This window comes from Candidatus Hydrogenedens sp., from assembly GCA_035361075.1.
In the GTDB taxonomy this organism is placed as follows: Bacteria; Hydrogenedentota; Hydrogenedentia; order Hydrogenedentales; family Hydrogenedentaceae; genus Hydrogenedens.
Map to the genome: position 1 here is coordinate 17,914 of DAOSBX010000014.1, position 20,366 is coordinate 38,279.

Below are 20,366 nucleotides of genomic sequence, written 5' to 3' on the forward strand. Positions count from 1 at the left end.
AATTTAGAGTTTGTGTTGACAAATAACCAAGTTTGTAATTTGCTATATTAGAGGTGCGATGAGGAGACTGAGATTCTCGAGCCAGATTTGATATGTATTGTCGGAGAGTGAGGATATCTTTTTTGAATTATTCATGAGTTGATAAGTCCAGCCTGCAACAGCATCAATTTCATTTGGGGAGTAGTGGAACAGTGCAATTTCAAAGTTGAGATACATACTGCGAATATCTAAATTGGGCGAACCAGTTACAGCAAGAAATCGGTCAAATACAAGTAATTTAGAGTGCACCATGCCTTTCTCATAAAACCATATATTCGCACCGCTATCGAGGAGTTCGCGAAGGGCAGGACCACGAGCAAAATCGGCTACCCTGTGGTTGGAATGTTTGGGCATAATGATAGAAACATCTACTCCTGCTCGTGCTTGGAGGTTAAGTGCTTTTAAGATGGGTTCATCTGGGACGAAGTAGGGTGTAACAATCCAGATTCGTTCCTTTGCTTCCATACATGCGGTGAGTATGGCATCATATAGGGTGTCTTCGGAAACATCAGGACCGCTGGCGACAACTTGCACAAGCCCTGGAAGGGAGTGGGCATTCGTCTCGGTATTGAAAGAATCTGTTTTGGGTTCTGGCAGTTCTTTCTCTGTTGTGAAATACCAATCGCTACGAAATACTTGTTCAATATCGTAAATGGCTTCCCCTTTTAAGAAGACTGTATTATCCAGGAATCTTTTGGGCGAAGGCACAGGACCCATAAAATTATCCGAGAGATTCATCCCACCTATCATGGCAATGGTTCCATCGACAATCACAATTTTTCGGTGATTGCGAAGGTTTGCAGACCATTTCCGTCGTAAGGGTAGAACGGGTAGAAAGAAACCCACTTCTCCACCTGATTGTATTAAGTGTGCAAGTGTTTTTTTTGTAACAGTTAGACATCCAAGGCTATCTAATAGCAAACATACTCGAATCCCTTGCTTGGCTTTTTCTGCTAATGCATTGATGATACTCAAACCTGTTTTATCCTTGCCCAAAATAAAGGTTGTGCAATAAATGTACTCTTTTGCTTCATTTATAATTTGTATCAATCTGTTATAGGCTTCAACACCATCAAACGAGAATAATACGGAATGTGTCCGTCGTATGGGAGGCATGCCAGATGATAAAAGGACTCGTTCTATTGGATTTTTTATGGGTTGCTCAGGTTTTATGCTTGGGGTAGCATATAGAGGTTCTTTTCGATTAATCTTCTTGGCTATTTTTCTGCCTCCGAATATGAAATACAAAGGGACGCCGATATATGGAGCAAAGAGAATCGCTACAACCCATGATATAGCACCGCCAGGACGACGATGTTCGCTGACAATTTTAAGGATAAGGAACACCGCAAATAGAAACCCGACGACTGTAAAAAAATGTTCAACTAAGAGTTGATAGATAATAGTCATAGATTACATCGTAACAAATTGAATATTATTTTTCTTTTGGTTTAAGTATGATAAATGTTGGTAGACCTAACACTTCAAAATGGTCGAGAACTTTTCGGGTTTCGGGTGCATCGGGGTTTTCTGCTTGGTATTTAATTTTGACAAAGTTGCTCAGCTTCTGTCGAACTGTTTCGTCAGGTAAAACAGTCTTATTCATGACAAGGCAATTTTTACACCATGTTGCCCAAAAGTCAATAATAACAGGCTGGTTTGTTGTTTTTGCTTCGTTTAATCCTTCTGCTAATGAAGTACGCCAACCTTCTGTGATTTGTTCTGTCTGGATACTTCCTATGTTAAACAATGAATAGGTTGTGTATCCATAATAACCTGCAAGACAAAGTAAGAACACACCAAAGGCGTATTTAACGTATTCCATCCATTTGCCAGGTTTGGGTAGAAGTGTCATACCCGCACCTAACACAGGCCAGGGCAAAGCCATTCCTACACCTAATAATAAAGGGAGGAAGAGAGCAGAAGAATAACCCTGACTATATAAATCCTGTGCTTGCAGTATTGTAGATATAACCACAGGAGCCACGCAAGCACCTGCTAATAATGCAGATACTCCGCCCATAAATAAGGCGACGAAGAAACTTCCCTTTGTGTTTCTGCGGGAGCCGAGATAGGATTGGAATCGTGAAAAATCGATGATAATAAAGTCAAACATGGCTAATGCTAATATAATGAATAATAATGTTATCAAGCCATTGAACCAGTAGGTTGAGTTGATAGCACCAAATGTTTTGGAAATGCCTAAAACAACTGCAATACCTAACCCACCGTAGACAAGAGAGATTCCTAATCCATAGGCTAAACCGAGTAAAAACCCGCGTATGCGTGAGCCTGCCCGTGCTCCTGCACCAATAATCGCCAGATTTAATGGGATTACAGGTAATACACACGGCGTAAGATTTAAAGCAAGTCCACCGATGAGGATGATAAATAGTAGGGAAATAATGCTACGATTGCCTTTTTTAGAGACTATGGTGGAGCCTTCTTGCTCAGTAGATTCTATAAATTGTATAAATTCATTTCGATTGGCGTAACCATCTAATCGGGATACGATATGAAAATCGTTTATAAGTTCTTCCCAGGTTCCTTGGTCAGAAACCATCGTGCTTTTGGGGGATGATGAAGTTTGGTCGGAAAATTTTTCTTGTTGGGCTGTTTCTTTTTCGGGAAGGGATTCTGCTTTGTCCCATTGTATAGATTTTATTTTTTGTTGTATGTTGTCGTTCGCTGGGATAGAATTATCACCTAAATTTAGGGATAATTTAACTGGGATAGACGTTGGAGGAAGACATTGTCGGTCATTACATGCTTGATATTTCAGGGAGCCTACTAATTCTATCAAATTACGGTTTTCAATATTCGGTAGAACTATGAGTTCGATACCAATGAAGAAATCATTTTCAAATACAGATAATGGCTCTGATGAAAAGGATAAGTTCACTTCTTTAGAAGGAGGATATACTATTTTTATTAGTTGGATTGAAGGATTTTCTTCAAACAGAAGTTCTGTGGGTATTAAAAATTCATCTAAAGGTTTATTACTATTAATATGCCATTCAGCTTCTAATTGAAATTGTATTGCTATTTTAACAGGGAGTTCTGGTTTTATGGTGTCATATTCTGCAAAGACGTTATAACTTATTTGAGGTTCTTTAGAAGGTTTTTGCCATTGAGCCATTGTATTTATAGTAATAGAAGATAGGAAAACAGATATAAAAATAGTAATAAAATAGAATTTTGTTTTCTTCATAATATGTCCTTTTACTAAAACAATTTTATATAATTAAGGTATTCTATTGTTCTTAAAATAAATAAGTAAAACAAAATGTGATTAATATGGGTCTAAAATCCAATCATAATTTTAACGAAAATAGAACCAAAATTATTCTAACATAATATAAGGAGTATCTATATGAGAAACAAAGTTTTGTTTTTTATTATGTGTTTAACAATCACCGTTTCTGTTTGTGCTCAGGACCAACCAAAGAAAATTCCTTTGGTTGAACGATTGGGATTTCCACCTAACGCAAAAGTATTGATTATTAATGCGGATGATTTCGGAATGAATCATGCAACCAATATGGCGACGATTCGGGCTTTGAGAGTGGGTGGTGTTACTTCATCAACTGTGATGGTCCCCTGTCCATGGTTTCCAGAAGCGGTGAGTTTAATCAAGGAAAATCCAAAAGCCAGCGTAGGTGTGCATACGACATTAACCAGTGAATGGGGAAAATATAAATGGGGTCCTGTATTGGGAAGGACTGCGGTTCCAAGTTTATGTGATGAGATGGGCTACTTCTATGCAGATGTGCCCTTTGTGTATTTAAATGCAAAACCTGAAGAAGCAGAGAAAGAAGTTCGAGCACAGATAGATAAGGCTTTATCCGCGGGGATTGATGTAACACATATTGATTCTCATATGGGCACATTACAATATGCACCAGGGTACCACGAAATATATATCAAAATTGCAAAAGATTATAATTTGCCCTGTCGTATGGCAGGTCGTGAATTAATGAAAAAATACGGTGGTGAGTATTTAATAGATAAAGCAGATGAATTAGGTGTTTTACATCCCGATGAACTATTTATGGATGACCCACCAACGATTGAAGCAACTGAAAGTTGGTGGAAAGAACGATTAGCACAAATTCCTGAAGGCAAAGTATCTGAAATTTATATTCATTGTGGTGAATTGACCCCTGAAATGAAGGCTACTACAGGTTCCGCAGGTCGCAGAACAGCGGACACAGAATTCTTCTGCAAACCAGAAACACGGGAGTACATCAAATCGCTTGGAATAGAATTGATAAGTTATAAAGAATTGCGTTACCTCCAACGGGAAGGAAAACCCATGCCTCGTGTTCAATACGGCTGGGCAACAGAATAGAGAAAAATAAAAAGGGAATATATTTTTGTAGGTCCTATAGTCCTATATTTAATAGGACCTATTTTTTTGAATTTAAGCAAAAAACTAAGTAGTTATTATAAAATTGCTAAAATCTTTGAGAAAGAAATCTATAATATTAAAAATAGGAGGTATTTTTTGGTAGTTAGTAATTAATTTGCATTTTCAATTTGCAGATAGTATTATAAATGTTGTATAACGAACGGTAAGTATAGATAACATTATGTTGTTTGTAAATTAACATTTAACCTTGTCAGAGGAGAATGAAACTCATGAGGGAAATTCGAAAGGCAGCAGTTTTAGGCTCTGGCGTAATGGGTGCAGCAATTGCGGCACACCTTGCCAACTGTGGAGTTCCCAGTATTATGCTGGATATTGTAACTCCCAACCTCTCTGAGGATGAGAAAAAGAATCCAAAGAAACGTAATGCGCTGGTCGAGGGTAACAAGGCAAATCTGCTTAAAGCGAAACCGTCACCTCTTTACAGTAAAAGTTATCTGAACATGATAGAGACAGGTAACTTTGAGGATGACATGCACAAGATAGCAGATTGTGACTGGATTATCGAAGTAGTGATGGAAAACCTGGATATCAAAAAGCAGGTATATGCACAGGTGGCTCAACATCGTAAGCCTGGAAGTATTGTTACGTCAAACACCAGCGGTATCCCAATTCGTGCTATGGCAAAAGATATGCCGAAAGAAATGAGCCAGCATTTTATGGGTACCCACTTTTTCAATCCACCTCGTTATTTAAGATTATTAGAGTTGATTCCGGGACCGGATACACTCCCTGAGGTGATTGAGACCATGGCATGGTTTGGCGAAAATGTATTAGGCAAAGGTATTGTTTATGCAAAAGATACGCCAAACTTTATTGCCAATCGTATTCTAACCTTTACAATGTCGTGGATACTCCATGAAATGACGAAGGAAGGTTTAACGGTTGAAGAGATTGATGCTCTTACAGGACCTGCAATTGGACATGCCAGTTCTGCGACCTTCCGTACCGCAGATTTAGTTGGTCTGGATACATTCGTTAAGGTTGTAAAGAATGTATACGATGGCTGTCCGGATGATGAGTGCAGGGATTACTTTAAGATGCCCGATTGGGTAGAGAAGATGGTAGAGAAAAAACTGTGGGGGAATAAAACAGGTAGTGGGTTCTATAAGAAGACAGATAAGAAAGATGAAAAGGGTAAAGCAATTGTTCAAGCAATTGACCCTGCCACAGTAGAATATCGTGACCCGATAAAAGCAAAGTTTGAATGCACAGGTGCAGTCCGTAGTATTGAAGATCTTGCGGAAAAATTGAAGGTAATGCATTTCAGCGAAGATAAAGGTTCTAAATTTGTATTTAAGATGTTTGCTAATGTTGCTAAATATGCAGGGAATCGTATCCCTGAAATTTCGGATGATATAGTTAACATTGATAATGCAGTAAAGTGGGGATTTGCGTGGGAAGCAGGCATCTTTGAAACCTGGGATTTGTTAGGTTTTGACGAAGTTTGCAAGCGAATGAAAGATGAAGGGTTTGAATTACCAGCCATTGCAAAAGCAGTAATAGAAGCAGGTGGCAAATCCTTCTATAAAACAGAAAATGGTGTTGAGTATTACTTTGATGTGGCTTCGAAATCTTATAAGCCAGTACCCAAGAACCCGAAAGAGATTCGTTTGGCATCTGTCAAAGCACAGCCCAATAAAGAGATTGATAGAAACGACAGTGCCAGTTTGATTGACATTGGTGATGGAATTATTTGCTGTGAATTTCATTGCAAGATGAATGCAGTGGATGCAGATATTGTTACCATGTTGAGTAAAGGAGTAGACCTTCTGGAAGAAGGTAAATATGAGGGTATGGTTGTAGCAAACCAAGGACCGCATTTCAGTGCTGGTGCTAATCTGTTCCTGATTTTAGGGCAAATCATGCAACAGGATTGGAACGCTATTGAAGCAATGGTACGTGGTTTGCAGGGAGCCAATATGCGGATGAAATATTGTTCTAAGCCAGTGGTTATAGCACCGCATCATTATACCTTCGGTGGCGGACTTGAAATCTGTATGCATGGTGCAAAATGTGTGATTGCAGGGGAAACCTATGCAGGATTGGTAGAAGCTGGCGTTGGTGTTATTCCCGCAGGTGGCGGAACAAAAGAAATGACGGTTCGGGCTTTAGAATTAATACCTGAAGGAGTAAGTGCAGATCCATTCCCATTTATTCGCCGTTCCTTTGAAGATATTGCTATGGCGAAGGTCGGCACCAGTGGTGCTGAGGTTGTTGAATTAGGTTACTTAAGACCTACCGATATAATTGAACCGAATTTTGAACTTCAAGTGGGCAGGGCAAAGAATGTATGCTTGAGCTTGATACAAGCAGGCTATCGTCCTCCACGTCCACCAAGATTATGGGCATTAGGTGAAACTCCACGTGCAGCATTTGAAGCGGCGGTATGGGGAATGAAAGAAGCTGGATTTGCATCAGAGCACGATATGCTAATCGCAACCAAGGTGGCTTATATCCTGACTGGTGGCGATCGTGCGGAAGGAACACCAATCACCGAACAAGACCTGCTTGATTTGGAATGTGAAGCCTTCTGCAGTCTTTGCGGAACAGAAAAAACACAACAAAGAATTCAACACATGTTAACCACAGGTAAACCATTGCGGAATTAACCTTAAAGTTGTAAGGAGGATTATATATGGAAAAAGCATATATTGTAGCAGCATGTAGAACTGCGGTAGGTAAGTCCAAAAAAGGAAGTGCCATCGCACATGTCCGCCCAGATGATTTATTAGCGGCAGTATTAAAAGAGGTCGTGAAACGGTCAGGTATACCTGCCGAGCGATTTCAGGATTGTATTATCGGTTGTGCGTTCCCAGAGGCAGAAGCAGGGATGAATGTCGGTCGTATTGGCTTGTTAATTGCTGGTTTACCAGATACTATCGCAGGTGAAACTGTAAATCGGTTTTGTTCATCAGGTCTGGATACGATGGCTATTCTTTCTTCGAAAATTGAATGTGACATGTTAGATGTCGGTATTGCAGGTGGTGTCGAAAGTATGAGTGTTATCCCAATGGGCGGTAACAAAACGTGTCCAAATCCACGCCTGATTCGTGAAAATCCTCGTGCCTATACATCTATGGGACAATGTGCTGATAATGTTGCTAATGATTTTGGTATTACACGCGAAGAATGTGACCAATGGGCACTTCGTAGTAACCAATTAGCATCAAAGGCTATTAAGGAAGGAAAATTTAAGGAAGAAATTGTCCCGATAGAAGTGAAAGGTCTGGATGGAAAAACCTTCATATTCGATACTGATGAAGGTCCACGACCGGATACAACGCTTGAAGGGTTAGCCAAATTGAAACTCGCATTTCAGGGTCCCGCAGGTAAAGGTGTAACAACAGCAGGAAATGCAAGCCAAACCAGTTGCGGTGCCGCTGCGACAGTTATTGTGAGTGAGGATATTGTAAAAGAGTTCAACTTGAAACCGTTGGCACGGTTAAGGGGATACGCAGTTGGCGCTGGGGACCCGGGATACTTAGGACCTGCTCAAATTCCTGCTATTCAAGAAGCATGTCGTCAGGCAGGAATTACATTGGAAGACATTGGTTTGATTGAATGTAATGAAGCGTTTGCTTCACAAACGCTGTATGTAATCAAAACTCTGGGCTTAAACCCAGACATCGTAAATGTTAATGGTGGTGCCATTGCTCTTGGACATCCCTTAGGTTGCACTGGTGCAAAACTCGCATGCACACTGATATATGAAATGAGACGCCGTGGTGTAAAATGGGGTCTCGAGACTATGTGTATTGGTGGTGGTATGGGTGGTGCCGGTGTTTTCGAACTCTGTGAATAATCAATAAAATCAATTCCTTGATTGCCTTCAACCTTTGCCTCATAGTACGGGGCAAAGGTTGATTTTTTTGGACGGGTTGGACAAGTCAGACAAGGCGGACAAGTCAGATTCTCCCTAATAAATAATCTCCCAGATATATTTCATAATCTCTTTGTTTTGCATTTCTTGCCATTCTGTTAATTTTTCCAGAAAACCCTGCTCATCATTTAATAGAGAACAGGTATCCATCAAATCAAGCCAAGCAGGGGCATAATATGGAAATATTTGAACCGCTTCTTCCAACAAACGGTTACCTCCCTCAATATCACCTTGTATTAGTAACTGTTCTGCTTTTTTTGTAATCAAGCAAGTTAACTTATAGTAAATAAATATGCTCGATGGTGAAACAAGTATCGCCTTTTGTAACATTTCAATTGCCTGCTGGATTTTATCCTCTTTTTCAAAAATACGAGATAAAAAAGTGTAAGGCAAAGGAGATTTGGTATCCTTTTGGATTAATTTCAACAAAACTTCTTTAAACATATCCTCGTGAGTCTTGGTCTGGACTTGATTGCTGATGTATTCAAAACTGTCAAATGACCATGGGTTTTTCTGGAGAATTTCTTCCCATTGTGTCATTTTTTGCTGGAATGTTAAATTTTTGTCTTCATTTATTAAGACACACTGGGCTAATGTCTTTTGCAAAGGAAGATAACGAGTTTGAGCAATTAATTTTTTACTAATCCTTATAGATTCTTCTATTTTATCCTGTTTTATTGCCCATTTAAGAGAAATGTTTAGATAAATATCTTGTGGATAAATGGCAAAATTTTTAATTTTATCTAAAGCGTATTCTACAGTTTCTTTATCGTTTGCATAGTAAGCAAAAACAAATAATAAGTAATAAAGATTTATGTTGTTTGGATAGAACTTACATAGTTCCATTGTTTTTAATATACCCTCACGAAAAGAACCTAAATTTTTTAAGATGTCTAAACAGATGAAAGATAGGTTAATATCATCAGGAGTGTCCGTTAAAGTGTTGAATATCATTTCCGTATTTTTCGGGTCATATCGATAGGTTTGACTGAAATCTTCAGAGGAGGAAGGAATAATGGTTTCTTTTAATTGATTAAGGAATCCTTTATAGTTAAATGTTTTACATCCCTCAGGGAAGTAAATTAAATTTGGAGGTAATTCAATATAGGCATTGGAATAGTACTCATACTCTTTATTTTTTGTAATGCCTAATCTTATTTGAACATCTTCGAATGAAGGTGCTGGATTTGGCTTTAACGAGTAGTATTGAATAATTTTCTGGAGATAGGAACAGGCAGTAATATAACTTCCATAAAAATTAAGGTGGCATGAATCTATAAACAAATCATTGCCAGGGATATTCTTTATTGCATGTTGAGAAAGATTCTCTGCCACAGGAATTAAGGAAACATTTTTGGTTTGAGAATACTCTTTTGTGATTTTAGTGATAGATTGATTGATAAAAGGTTTTGCTCGAACAAAACCGAAACCGTCTTTTTCACATGCTTCTAAAAAATATTGGATAGCCTCTTCCTCGTTGTTTTCTGCCAGTAATGACCATGCAAAAAAGAAATTGAGAATAGCGGGAGAAGAGTCAATCTGCATGGCTTGCTTAAAGGTATCCTTTGCTTCTGTAATATTATTCCCCCTTAGAAAATTTAGTCCTTTGTTAAAATATTCAAACCATTTTTCTGCTTCTGCATTTGTTGTGTCTTTTCGGAACCATGATTCGATAGGTAGCCAATCTCGCAAGTTTGCACCTATCGTGCTGATGAAAACGGGAATATGTTGTTTATTGAGTGTATTAATAATAGATTTTAGATTTTCTTCAAAGTTATTCTTCACGATATTTACTTTTGGGTCATCCCATCGAATCGTTTGCATAGGTTTTTGAGGGTGAGAGATTCCCAATACAATTGTCCATTCGCGGAGTTTTTGGGCAAGGTAGAGATTTTGCAAATATATATGTGTTTGTACAATTAAGGGAGAAAGAGGGATAGAGTTTTTAAACGAATGGAGTAGACCGAATGTCCCATGGGCTTCATTATTTCCCATATAAAATATAGCAAGGTCTGGTTGTAAAAAGAGGCTATTTTCTACCAAATAACGGATAATATGTGAATTAATTCCAGCAAAACATAAATTGAACACTTCCCAGCGATGTTCTGGATAAAGCATGTTTAACATCACTTCCAGAAACTTTCCCATCGAATAACTCGAATCAGGCCAGCCTAATGCGGCAGACTCTCCGAAAATGAAGATACGGATAGTATTTTCTGGTTTTGGTAATTGAATGACTGTTATGTGGGGTTCATATTCTAATGGATTAACAGGATGTTCAAAGAATTGTTGATAGAAAGCAAGATTTTTTGTATATATTTTTTCATCTCCAACGACCTGTTCTTTCCATGGAAATCGGTTTTCACCCCAACCTTTATAACGTAGAAAACCTTCAATACCTGCGAGAATAAGAATAGGAATAATGAGATAAAAAAATAGATATTTACATAATTTTGTTAGAAATTTCATTACTTGCTGGATTCTTTTTTATCTTGACTTGTATCGGTTCTTTTAGTCGTTTGTGTAAGACATGTTTTTATGCCCTGTTGTATTTTTTGGAGTTCTGAAATATCCCCTTGGGGCATCCAGACGCCTATAATTCGGTTTTTTAACAATGATATGACTGCTATTTCTGATGCAGGGGAAGTGATAATAAGTTCATTTTCCTGAGATTGATACTCTGCGCCAATCTCTTCTAAGTAGTTCTTGTATTCGTTCCAACCTTTTTTGGTTTCTGTATCGTCTTTGAACATGACTATGAACCCCGTTGCGGTTTTATCTCCTATTTTGTAAAGTGTGGTAGCCCCGCGAGGTAGAAAGGATTGGGCAAGAACATCTTTAGCCAGATAGCATTCCGAACGAGGAATTTTGTTAGATTGGTCCATACACGATAATTCTGGAATGGTATCTTCAGATTTGGGAAGTAATCCAGATATTTCCTTCCCAAAAAGTTCAAGGTCTGATTTTGCGTTTTGTGTGTGCTGTGTTATGAGTTTGACAAAATACCGAGTCTGATAAAACATGGCTTGATTCTCACCAATAAAACCATCCTCCCCGTAGGGGAAAACATTCTTATTGCGGTCTCTATGAACAGAGTATATTCCGAATGCTTCCAAATGTGTCGCCATCTGATATATTTGAACCTCTACACTTTTTTCGGGATTGGAATCATTGCGATAAAAAAGCACGGTTAATTTTTGAAAGTTATAAGGTAGGTATCGGTCTGCATCGCCATCAATATAATCAAACAAGTTATCTGGCGAAAATTCAAGAACCTTCTGTTCTTTTGTCCATGAGCCAATTTTATCAGGAATTTTATCTGTTGTAAAAACCTCTGTATTGGTGCTAATTACACATAAATATAATGCGGTTATGATATATGTCATTATGAATATCCTTTTCTGCTTGTTTTATTATCATATACTAACTTTGTCATAATTAATAAGAATAAGAAAAAAGCACTATATATTTCATATTAGAAGGCATATCATTTATCTTTACAAAACGATAGGAGTAGTTTTATGTTATATAAGGAGTATGGCAAAACAGGTTTAAAAGTTTCGCGATTAGGTATGGGAGGTATGCGTTTCGAGGAACCACATAAGACAGAGAAAATGGCTGAAGTGCTTATTCGTGCGTATGAATTAGGGATAAATTTTTTTGATACCGCTCCATCTTATTGTGATGACCAGAGCGAAGTTATCTATGGTTATGCATTCAAACAGATGAAAAAACCTCGAAGTAGTTTTTATGTATGTTCCAAAACGATGGCGGATAACCCCAAAGATATTCGCGAAGCATGTATGCGTAGTCTGGACAGGCTCGGTCTGGATTATCTGGACTTCTATTATGTTTGGTGTTTGGTGCATCCTGAAGATCTACCGAAGCGAAAGAAAAACGGAGTATTGGACGGCTTCCGCCAATTAAAAGAAGAAGGACTGATTAAACACATTTGTGTTTCTACTCATCTGGAACATAAAAAAATTGCAGAGATGTTAGACCAGGGCGAGGGTTTATTTGAAGGAATGTTAATCGGTTTAAGCGCAATTAATTTCCCTTTGCGTTATCCCGGTGTTGTAGAGGCTGGAAAACGGGGTATGGGTGTGGTTACAATGAATACCTTAGGAGGTGGAATTATTACCCAACATCCCGAACGGTTTTCATTCCTGATGAAAGAAGGAGATAAAAGTATTCTTGACTCCGCTATTCGGTTTAACCTATCCCTTCCCGAAATAACCGTAGCATTAGTGGGTTTCCGCAATGTAAACGATGTCGAAACCGCGGTCGAAAGTGTGAACCGATTCGAGCAGATGGACTGGTCTGAGATTGAAGCCATGCAAAAACACATAGCGGAAGTTCAACACGATTTTTGCACCCAATGCGGGTATTGCGAAGGTTGTCCTGCAGAAATACCCATCGTGCGATTAATGGACACATACAACTATCGGCTCTTATTCGGTCCCGAAAAGGCAATGGAACATCTGAAATGGCACTGGTGGACCGAAGACATCCGCAGTATTATAAATAGATGTACCCAATGCCGACATTGCGAAGAAGAATGCACACAGAGCCTCCCCATTCTGGAGCGGTTTGAGGAGTTATGCAAAGACTACGATGAATGGAAGAAGAAAAATTAAATTGGAAATTGAGTGAAAGATAAAGTGGCTCACAATTTAATAATATTTTGATGATTGTTGTTAAGTTATATGACAAGAAGAAAAATTTTTGAGTTGGTGGTCAAAAAGATAAAACGTGCCGGAGAGGGGACTTGAACCCCTATGCCCTTGCGAGCACATGGACCTGAACCATGCGTGTCTGCCAATTCCACCACTCCGGCAAACATTTATATATTTATATTTTATCGAAGAATATGATTTTATTTCAAAGGTAGTTATTATTGGTGTTTTTGTCTTTGGAATCAGGTATATTTTGCTTCGGGATGGAATGAAATTATAGCGGCTGTTGTGGATGTAGGTATGAATTGTCCTGAGTCTAATACATTTACACCGATAGGGTTCCCTCCGCCAAGGATGATGAGGATTTCTTTGTTCATTTGTATATTTGTTATTCCAGGATATCCGGGGGACCAACGTCTTCCCTGGTCTTGAGGTATGTGAAGTAAATCACGTAAATGTTGGTGGATATATTCCGCCGTGTCTTCTGCAATACGGTCACCCAATCCTTGTAAAAACAGACAGGATTCATTGTCTCCCTGTTTTTTAAATTGTTTCAATCCCTCTTCTATGTTTGGTCCGGCTGTAGTTATTTGTATTCCGACGACATCCCATTCGGTATCTTCTAATGGACGGAAGTATTGGGCACCGGAAACGGTATCTTTTTCACCTGCGCCAATAACGACAGTAAACTCGATTTTTCCAAGGAGTTCCTCCGGTTTTTGGGGATTAAATACGAGTAGCCAATCGCCATCAGATTTTGCGGGGAATAGACCGTAGATACCTTGTGGTTCAAGCCAATGATTTTTTTCAGCAATTTCAATCCATTTATTGAAAAGATGTTCTAATTCTTTGGATGAATGACCTGCTTTTTGTTGACTTGTTTTGCCCCCAAATTTCCAATTAAGAGAAAATAGGGTATTTTTATCGATGTATTGTCTGAATTGTGATAATGTTGTGCGAAATACCTTGCTTCGGAATCGTGGTTGTTCTGGATAGTTTGGGAATGGTACTTTAATAACTCGTCTCGGTAGTTGTTGTAGTTTCTGTTCCTCTTCTTGTAATCGTCGTGTGGCTTGAAGATATCGTTGTTTTAGTTGTTCTTTATTTTGTTGGAACAATTTATCTCGTGTTTCTTGGGAGGTTGTAAGTTGATTCATAATATTGACACCATCCATCGCAGTTCGGCAGTAGAAGACATCTCCGCGTATGTTTTTTATGTCTTCTTGCCCCATCATAGCGACGAATGCAGTATGTCTCGGTGTTACTGCTGCACCACCGATTAGAATAGGAATATTTAGGTTTTGTTCTTTAGTCATCCGCGCTACCGTTATCATGTGGTTAGCGGTTTGTACCAAGAGTGCAGACATGCCAATAGCATCTGCATGATGTTTTTTGGCATGGTCGATAAAATCTTGTAAGGGTACCATTACACCTAAATCTATGACTTTGTAACCGTAATTTTCTAACAGGGTTTTTGTCAAATCTTTTCCAATTGAGTGTACATCTTGATATACAGTGCCGAGTATAATCGTTCCACGAGTTGTGTCTGTCTCTTTGTTTTGTTGTTCTTGTCTTGCTTTGTATCGCAGGTATGCTTCTATGAAGCCCATAGCTTGTTTCATAACGTCGGCGGAACGAAGTAAATGTGGTAGAGAAACTTCACCTTTCCCGAATAAATCACCGAGTTCCTGCATTGAGGGCATAAGATATTCACTAATGAATGCTAATGGTTCGTGTTTTTCGAGTGCTTTTGCTACTTGTGGAACAATTAAATCCTGGTATTCGTATGCAAATCCATGAAACGTTATGGTTCCTTTTTCTCGTTCTTTATACCCGTCTTTTATCTTTTCACATATTGATTTTTCTAATGGTAGTTCATCATAGTTGTTCTTTTTTACAGTTTCTTTTTGTTTCAATGATAGGGAACGCTCTTCAAGGATAGTGAATGCTTCCATATCCCGTTCAAATATGATTTTTTTTGCAAGTTGATAATCTTCAGGGTCTAAATTTTCTACAAAGACATAATGCTGTGGATTTAGGATAGCGGAGTGTAATCCTCGCTTACGTGCCTCATCTAAAAATACAGATGTTAGTACTTTACGCATATGTGGTTTTTGTGCCAATCCATTTGTAAGATTTCCGACACCAATAATTGTAAGTGCTTCTGGAATCATTTTTCGGACGTGTTCAATCCCATGCAAAGTTTCAAGGGCATAATTTAGGTTTTCTTCAGGTTCTGCACCAATTGGAAATACATTGACATCAATAAATAGGCGGTCTGGAGTTACTCCGTAAGCTTTGGCACGGTTTACGATTTCGTTTGCCAGCATGAATTTTCTTTCAGCCACATCTGCTGGACCTTTAGAATCTGTGCATAAAGCCACATAGAAACAGCCGAAATCGTTCGTTTTTGAAAGGAGAAAATCGAGTTTTGTTATGCCTGGTTCTATTTCTTCGAGGGAGATAGAGTTTAGAATAGGGATACCTGCATAATATTTTATTGCTTCCACCAAAGCCTCTGGTTGGAAGGAATCAATAGAAAGGGCACCTTTGATATCGGCGCTAATTTGATGGACAACTTTACACAAGGTATCCACAGTATTTACTTGATTTGAATCCATGCATACATCAATAATTGAACAGCCTAAATCATCAATTTGCTCATGGGCAATATTTTCCAGAGTATCCATATCAATACCTGTATCAGTTTCTACTGCTTCTCGAACTTTTTTTGACCCACGGACGTTAAGTCGTTCTCCAATACGTATTAAATCGCGGGAAGCATCTAACGGAACTGCTTTTTGAACACCTGCAATAAAAACCTCTTTTGAGGGTTGTCGTGGAGTAGGCTTTTTATCTTTTAATCGTTCGACCAATTCACCAATATGTTCAGGTCTTGTTCCACAACACCCGCCCACAATGTTAAGTCCGTATTCTAATGTGAGTGTACTTAAAATATCAGCAAAAGGTTTAGGTTCAAAACGGAATACCGTCTTCCCTGCTTCGGAGATGGGCAACCCAGCGTTTGGGATGGTACTTAGAGGGACATGAGCATATCGTGATAGTTTCTCGATAGCTGGTCGCATAAGGTCAGGTCCGATGGAACAGTTAATCCCAAAAACATCTATTCCTAATGCTTCAATACTGAGTAATGCTGAATGGATGTCTGTATTAAATATTTGCATTCGAGCATGCATATCTACTGTAACTTGAGCAATGATAGGCAATACTTTGCCACATTTCTGCATAGCGTCCCGTGCCCCGAAAATTCCAGCTTTTAATTCCAATACATCTTGTTGGGTTTCAAATAAAATGACATCAACCCCGCCATCAATTAAGCCTTTTGTTTGTATTCGGAAATTTTCGCGAATATCTTCAAATGTGGATTGTGTTAACCCTGCACGAGAAAAAGTGAGCACGCGGTTAGAAGGTCCTATGGAACCTAAAACAAAGAGAGGTCTACCATCATAGCGAGGAGATTGACAATATTCTTTTCGGGCTTCGCATGCAATTTCCGCACCTCGTCGGCTCAGATAATAACTCCATTCTTTGTGAGTTAATTTTTGTAGTGTTAGATTATAAGGATTGGATGGAAATATGTTTGTATTCAATGCTGAAAAATCATATTCGGATAATCGAAATGCAGAAGAGCCGAATGTATTTGTCTCAACAGCAGAGGAGCCGACTTCAAAATAAGTGCGGTGAATTGCTCTTATTGCATCTGGAGCCGAAAAATTTATCAGGTCGGTGAGCATTCGGTAGGGTTCGCCTCCATAATACTCTGCGCCGAGCCCAAGGTCTTGAATTAAAGTTCCAGTGGCTCCATCAATAATTAATATTTTTTCTTTTATGTATTGTGTAAATTGCATGGAAGTTTCTCATATATTTGGGGAAAATTTGGATAAAATCATATCACAAATGAACGTTGAAATGATGTGTTTCTTATTCTTGTTTTGTTGTTTAGTTGGGAATAATAGGATATTTTTATGTTGCTGTTCCCAATATTTTTTGAATGTCTGTGATTGTAGCACCTGCATGTTTTCGTATAAGCATTTCAAGGAAATTTAGTGGGATGATTTTAACATGATACGGTGGATTAAAAGCCTGTCCTTTTCCAGAGGTATTCCCTGATGTAGAAACAAAATGATTTTTTAGGACAGAGACCGCCGTAAAATTATGCTTTGATAGATTAATAGGTTCATTTACATTTTTAAATATGTTATATTCCACTCTTAGGTCAGCTTCTGTTCCAGCAAGGATACAATAATCATTTCCTTCGCTTGTATAGAGATTATTAACTACATGGACTTGTCCAAATCTAACACGGGGCATACGAGAATCGACGCCATTCGTCCACCAGTTGTAAATCATTGTCGTTTTTAGTTTTCCTCTATCTGCAATTTTCTCATCAGAATTGCCAATAAGTGTGCAAAGTTTATGATTTATTGATGCTGACGTATAGTAAAATTTGCACCATGATACAGTTACATAGTTTGAACCGTTGACGATATCGATATTACCATCCTGTCCATCATAAACATCCAGATGGTCTAACCATATGTTTGTTGAGTTATCAACTGTTATGCAGTCTGGACCGTTGACATCGATAGCACCTGGACCTTCTATTATTAAGTTTCGGATGATAACATTCTGTGCATCCTTTATATAAAAACTTCCCTTTAAGAGTGCTCCATTTTGACCTATAATTGTTTTATTTGAGTTTACCTGTATTTTTGTAGATAGTCCCTCGCCAATAGTCCCATTAATTATTATCGTTTTTGGTTCTGGAGTGGAGAGATGTTTTTGAAGGTCTTCTAATGTTGTGATTGTTATTGGCTGAGTATTGTTTCCACCTGTTGTCCCGTTATTTTGTGAAGCCCAACCTGGAGGCGATGATAGGTACACAAGGTGCTCATATTGGCACCCTTGTGAATTTGTTAAGGTGAATAAAATTAGTACTGATGTAGAAAGTATTTTAAACATGTTTTAATTCCCTAATCATTTTTATAACGATTAGATTATGAAAAATATATTTGTTTTAATTATAGAAGATATGTTTCTTTTTTATCATACGTATCACTCTATAAGAAATAGTAATCAGCAAACGGAGTGTTGTTTTTGGATAGTGACATGTATAAAAAGTATAATGTAGAACATTTGATTTAGATTAATAACGACAGGAAATGAATATGCGACTGTCCGAACTATATCACAGCAACAAACCAGTTGTATCTTTTGAGCTATTTCCTCCAAAAACATGGCAGGGAATTGCAGAATTATATGAGCATTTTCGGGAATTGATGAAGTGTAAGCCCGGATTCGTTACATGTACTTATGGTGCTGGTGGAACTGCTTCACTTGAAGAAGCACAGAATCGGACGTTAGAAGTCTTACGTTGGGTTCATGGTGATTATCCGGAGGTACCCATTGTTTCACATCTAACATGTGTAAATGCAACAAAAACAGATTTGGTAAATTATCTTTATAAAGCAAAAGAGTTAGGTGTATCAGGTATTGTTGCCTTGCGAGGGGATGCTCCTGGGAATGTTCGGCCATTTATTCCCAAACCTGGTGGTTTTAAGTATGCGGTGGAATTGGTTCGGCTTATTAAGGCTGAATATCCTGAGTTTTGTATCCTTGTTGCGGGCTATCCTGAAAAACATCCAGAAGCAATTAGTTTCGAGGAAGATATACAGCATCTTAAAGAGAAAGTAGATGCAGGTGGTGAAGTTATCTTGACGCAACTGTTTTATAACAATGAGAATTTCTATCGATTTCGTGACCTTTGTGAAAAGGTAAAAATAGATGTGCCTATTGTTCCTGGGATTTTACCTGTGACTAATTTAGCTCAGGTTCGTAGAATTACATCGTTGTGTGGGGCGCAACTTAATCCTGTATTACTGGAACGATTAGAGAAGCATGAAAAGGATGAGGAAGGACAATTTTCTGTGGGTGTCTATTATGCGGGGAGGCAAATAGAAGATTTGCTTGAACATGGTGTTCCAGGAATACATTTTTATGTTTTAAATAAATCTCGTGCGGCGATGCATATTTGCCGTGCTTTAACGTTATAACCAATGTAAGGGATAAAGGGAAAACAGATGTCAAAAATATCAAAGCGAATATACCGCTTATCCAATAAGCATCTTTTAAGGCGACGTGATTTTATATTAAGTTCTCTTCTTTTTTCTATAGGAGGGAAAATTGTTTTCAGCGAAAACAGGGAAGATAAGAAATATGGGTGGAATACATATTTAAATTATGAGTCATTTAATGATGAGAAAACAGGTGCTACAATTTATAGACTTATTACAGGACCTTCAAAAAATAGCACTATTTATCAGACACATCCTATGTGGGGCATAAATAATAAACATTTTTATTTTTATTCTGACCGTACTAATGGGAAGATGCAACTTCACCGATTAGATATAGCCTCAAAAGAAATAATACCTGTATTTGAGAACAATGTTGATGATTTTTGTTTGACATGGAAATCAGAGCAGATTTTTTTTATTAAAGAGCATAAGGTGGTTAAACAGGATGTTTTGGGGAAGCAAACAGAAGTAGGTTTTATACCAGAATCTTTTGGCGGTGCAATCGGTGGAACTGCTGTTTCTTCTGATGACGGTTGGTTTTATTGTGGTACTTACAAAGATGGCGAAGAACACCGTATTTTGCGTAGGTTGAAATTGCAAGATGGGACATGGGAAGAATGTGTACGTGTCCCCTTCACAATAGGACATATCCAGACTAATTATTGGAATCCTGAACTTATTATGTTTTGTTGGGAGACAGGTGGAGATAGCCCACAGCGAACATGGTGCTGGTCAGAAAAAACAAAGGAAGCGGAGCCTTTTTTTGTGGAGCATGATGACCTATGGGTTACACATGAGGTTTGGTGGGGGGCAAATTGTGCTCTGTTTACTATCTGGCCTTATGATGAAAAGCATAAGAAATTACCACATGGCGTCGCAGAGACGAATAAGAAAAAAGGGGCAAAAGGGAAAATGAATGTTCTTGCGACATATCCTGCATGGCATACTCATGGTAGTCGTGATTATCAATGGGTTTTAGGAGATGATTTTGAGCGAAATATCTGGCTTATATCTCCTCAAAAAAAAGAACGGAGACTTTTAGTGACAGGTAAGATTTCTAATGATTTAAAAGTTCACCCACATGCATCATTTTTACCAGACAGTTCTGGTATTGTATTTAATTCTTCTCGGTTTGGTTATGAGGAAATTCATTTAGTCTTGCTTCCTGAGAAGTATGACAGTTTACCATTGGCAAAAAATGAGGTTTACGATTAGGGATAGGCAATTTATGAATCTTCTTT

12 protein-coding genes and 1 tRNA gene are annotated in these 20,366 nt (G+C 38.3%); 6 read left to right on the forward strand and 7 right to left on the reverse strand.

Annotated elements, in window-relative coordinates; all coding sequences use genetic code 11:
* Positions 1-42: 42 nt before the first annotated feature.
* On the reverse strand, positions 43-1,449 hold the full coding sequence (locus PLJ10_05995; GenBank protein ID HOK09198.1) for a phospholipase D-like domain-containing protein: 1,407 nt from the start codon (positions 1,447-1,449) through the stop codon (positions 43-45).
* A gap of 25 nt (positions 1,450-1,474) precedes the next feature.
* The gene (locus PLJ10_06000; protein ID HOK09199.1) at positions 1,475-3,250 is read right to left on the reverse strand and encodes a cytochrome c biogenesis protein CcdA; all 1,776 of its coding nucleotides are present in this window, start codon (positions 3,248-3,250) and stop codon (positions 1,475-1,477) included.
* A gap of 162 nt (positions 3,251-3,412) precedes the next feature.
* Here PLJ10_06000 and PLJ10_06005 point away from each other — a divergent pair, with 162 nt between their 5' ends.
* From PLJ10_06005 to PLJ10_06015, 3 genes are all read left to right on the forward strand, one after another.
* Positions 3,413-4,390: a polysaccharide deacetylase family protein gene (locus PLJ10_06005; GenBank protein HOK09200.1), complete on the forward strand. Its 978-nt coding sequence runs from the start codon at positions 3,413-3,415 to the stop codon at positions 4,388-4,390.
* Between the two features lie 290 nt (positions 4,391-4,680).
* Positions 4,681-7,080 (forward strand): 3-hydroxyacyl-CoA dehydrogenase/enoyl-CoA hydratase family protein, encoded by a 2,400-nt coding sequence (locus tag PLJ10_06010; GenBank protein ID HOK09201.1) that lies wholly within the window; start codon positions 4,681-4,683, stop codon positions 7,078-7,080.
* Positions 7,081-7,106: 26 nt separating this feature from the next.
* Positions 7,107-8,273 carry a thiolase family protein gene (locus tag PLJ10_06015; protein HOK09202.1) on the forward strand — a complete coding sequence of 389 codons (1,167 nt, stop codon included), beginning with the start codon at positions 7,107-7,109 and terminating at the stop codon, positions 8,271-8,273.
* A gap of 114 nt (positions 8,274-8,387) precedes the next feature.
* On the opposite strand, the gene PLJ10_06020 is transcribed toward PLJ10_06015, so the two are convergent.
* Both PLJ10_06020 and PLJ10_06025 read right to left on the reverse strand, forming a co-directional pair.
* Complete coding sequence (locus tag PLJ10_06020; protein HOK09203.1) at positions 8,388-10,820, reverse strand: hypothetical protein; 2,433 nt, start codon at positions 10,818-10,820, stop codon at positions 8,388-8,390.
* Positions 10,820-11,737, reverse strand: a complete 918-nt coding sequence (locus tag PLJ10_06025; GenBank protein ID HOK09204.1) for a hypothetical protein — start codon at positions 11,735-11,737, stop codon at positions 10,820-10,822. The genes PLJ10_06020 and PLJ10_06025 overlap by 1 nt, the downstream gene beginning before the upstream one ends.
* 135 nt (positions 11,738-11,872) lie before the next feature.
* Here PLJ10_06025 and PLJ10_06030 point away from each other — a divergent pair, with 135 nt between their 5' ends.
* Positions 11,873-12,988 carry an aldo/keto reductase gene (locus PLJ10_06030; protein HOK09205.1) on the forward strand — a complete coding sequence of 372 codons (1,116 nt, stop codon included), beginning with the start codon at positions 11,873-11,875 and terminating at the stop codon, positions 12,986-12,988.
* A gap of 116 nt (positions 12,989-13,104) precedes the next feature.
* Here PLJ10_06030 and PLJ10_06035 read toward each other — a convergent pair.
* From PLJ10_06035 to PLJ10_06045, 3 genes are all read right to left on the reverse strand, one after another.
* Positions 13,105-13,188, reverse strand: a tRNA-Leu gene (locus PLJ10_06035).
* Positions 13,189-13,269: 81 nt separating this feature from the next.
* Positions 13,270-16,896, reverse strand: a complete 3,627-nt coding sequence (locus PLJ10_06040; protein ID HOK09206.1) for a homocysteine S-methyltransferase family protein — start codon at positions 16,894-16,896, stop codon at positions 13,270-13,272.
* A 115-nt stretch (positions 16,897-17,011) separates the two neighbouring features.
* Positions 17,012-18,010, reverse strand: coding sequence for a pectate lyase (locus PLJ10_06045; GenBank protein ID HOK09207.1), 999 nt, complete (start codon positions 18,008-18,010; stop codon positions 17,012-17,014).
* 206 nt (positions 18,011-18,216) lie between these two features.
* Here PLJ10_06045 and metF point away from each other — a divergent pair, with 206 nt between their 5' ends.
* Together metF and PLJ10_06055 are read left to right on the forward strand one after the other, a co-directional pair.
* Positions 18,217-19,101, forward strand: coding sequence for a methylenetetrahydrofolate reductase [NAD(P)H] (gene metF / locus PLJ10_06050; GenBank protein ID HOK09208.1), 885 nt, complete (start codon positions 18,217-18,219; stop codon positions 19,099-19,101).
* Between the two features lie 27 nt (positions 19,102-19,128).
* A complete protein-coding gene (locus tag PLJ10_06055; protein ID HOK09209.1) occupies positions 19,129-20,340 on the forward strand; it encodes a hypothetical protein in 1,212 nt (403 codons plus the stop codon).
* Positions 20,341-20,366 lie beyond the last annotated feature (26 nt).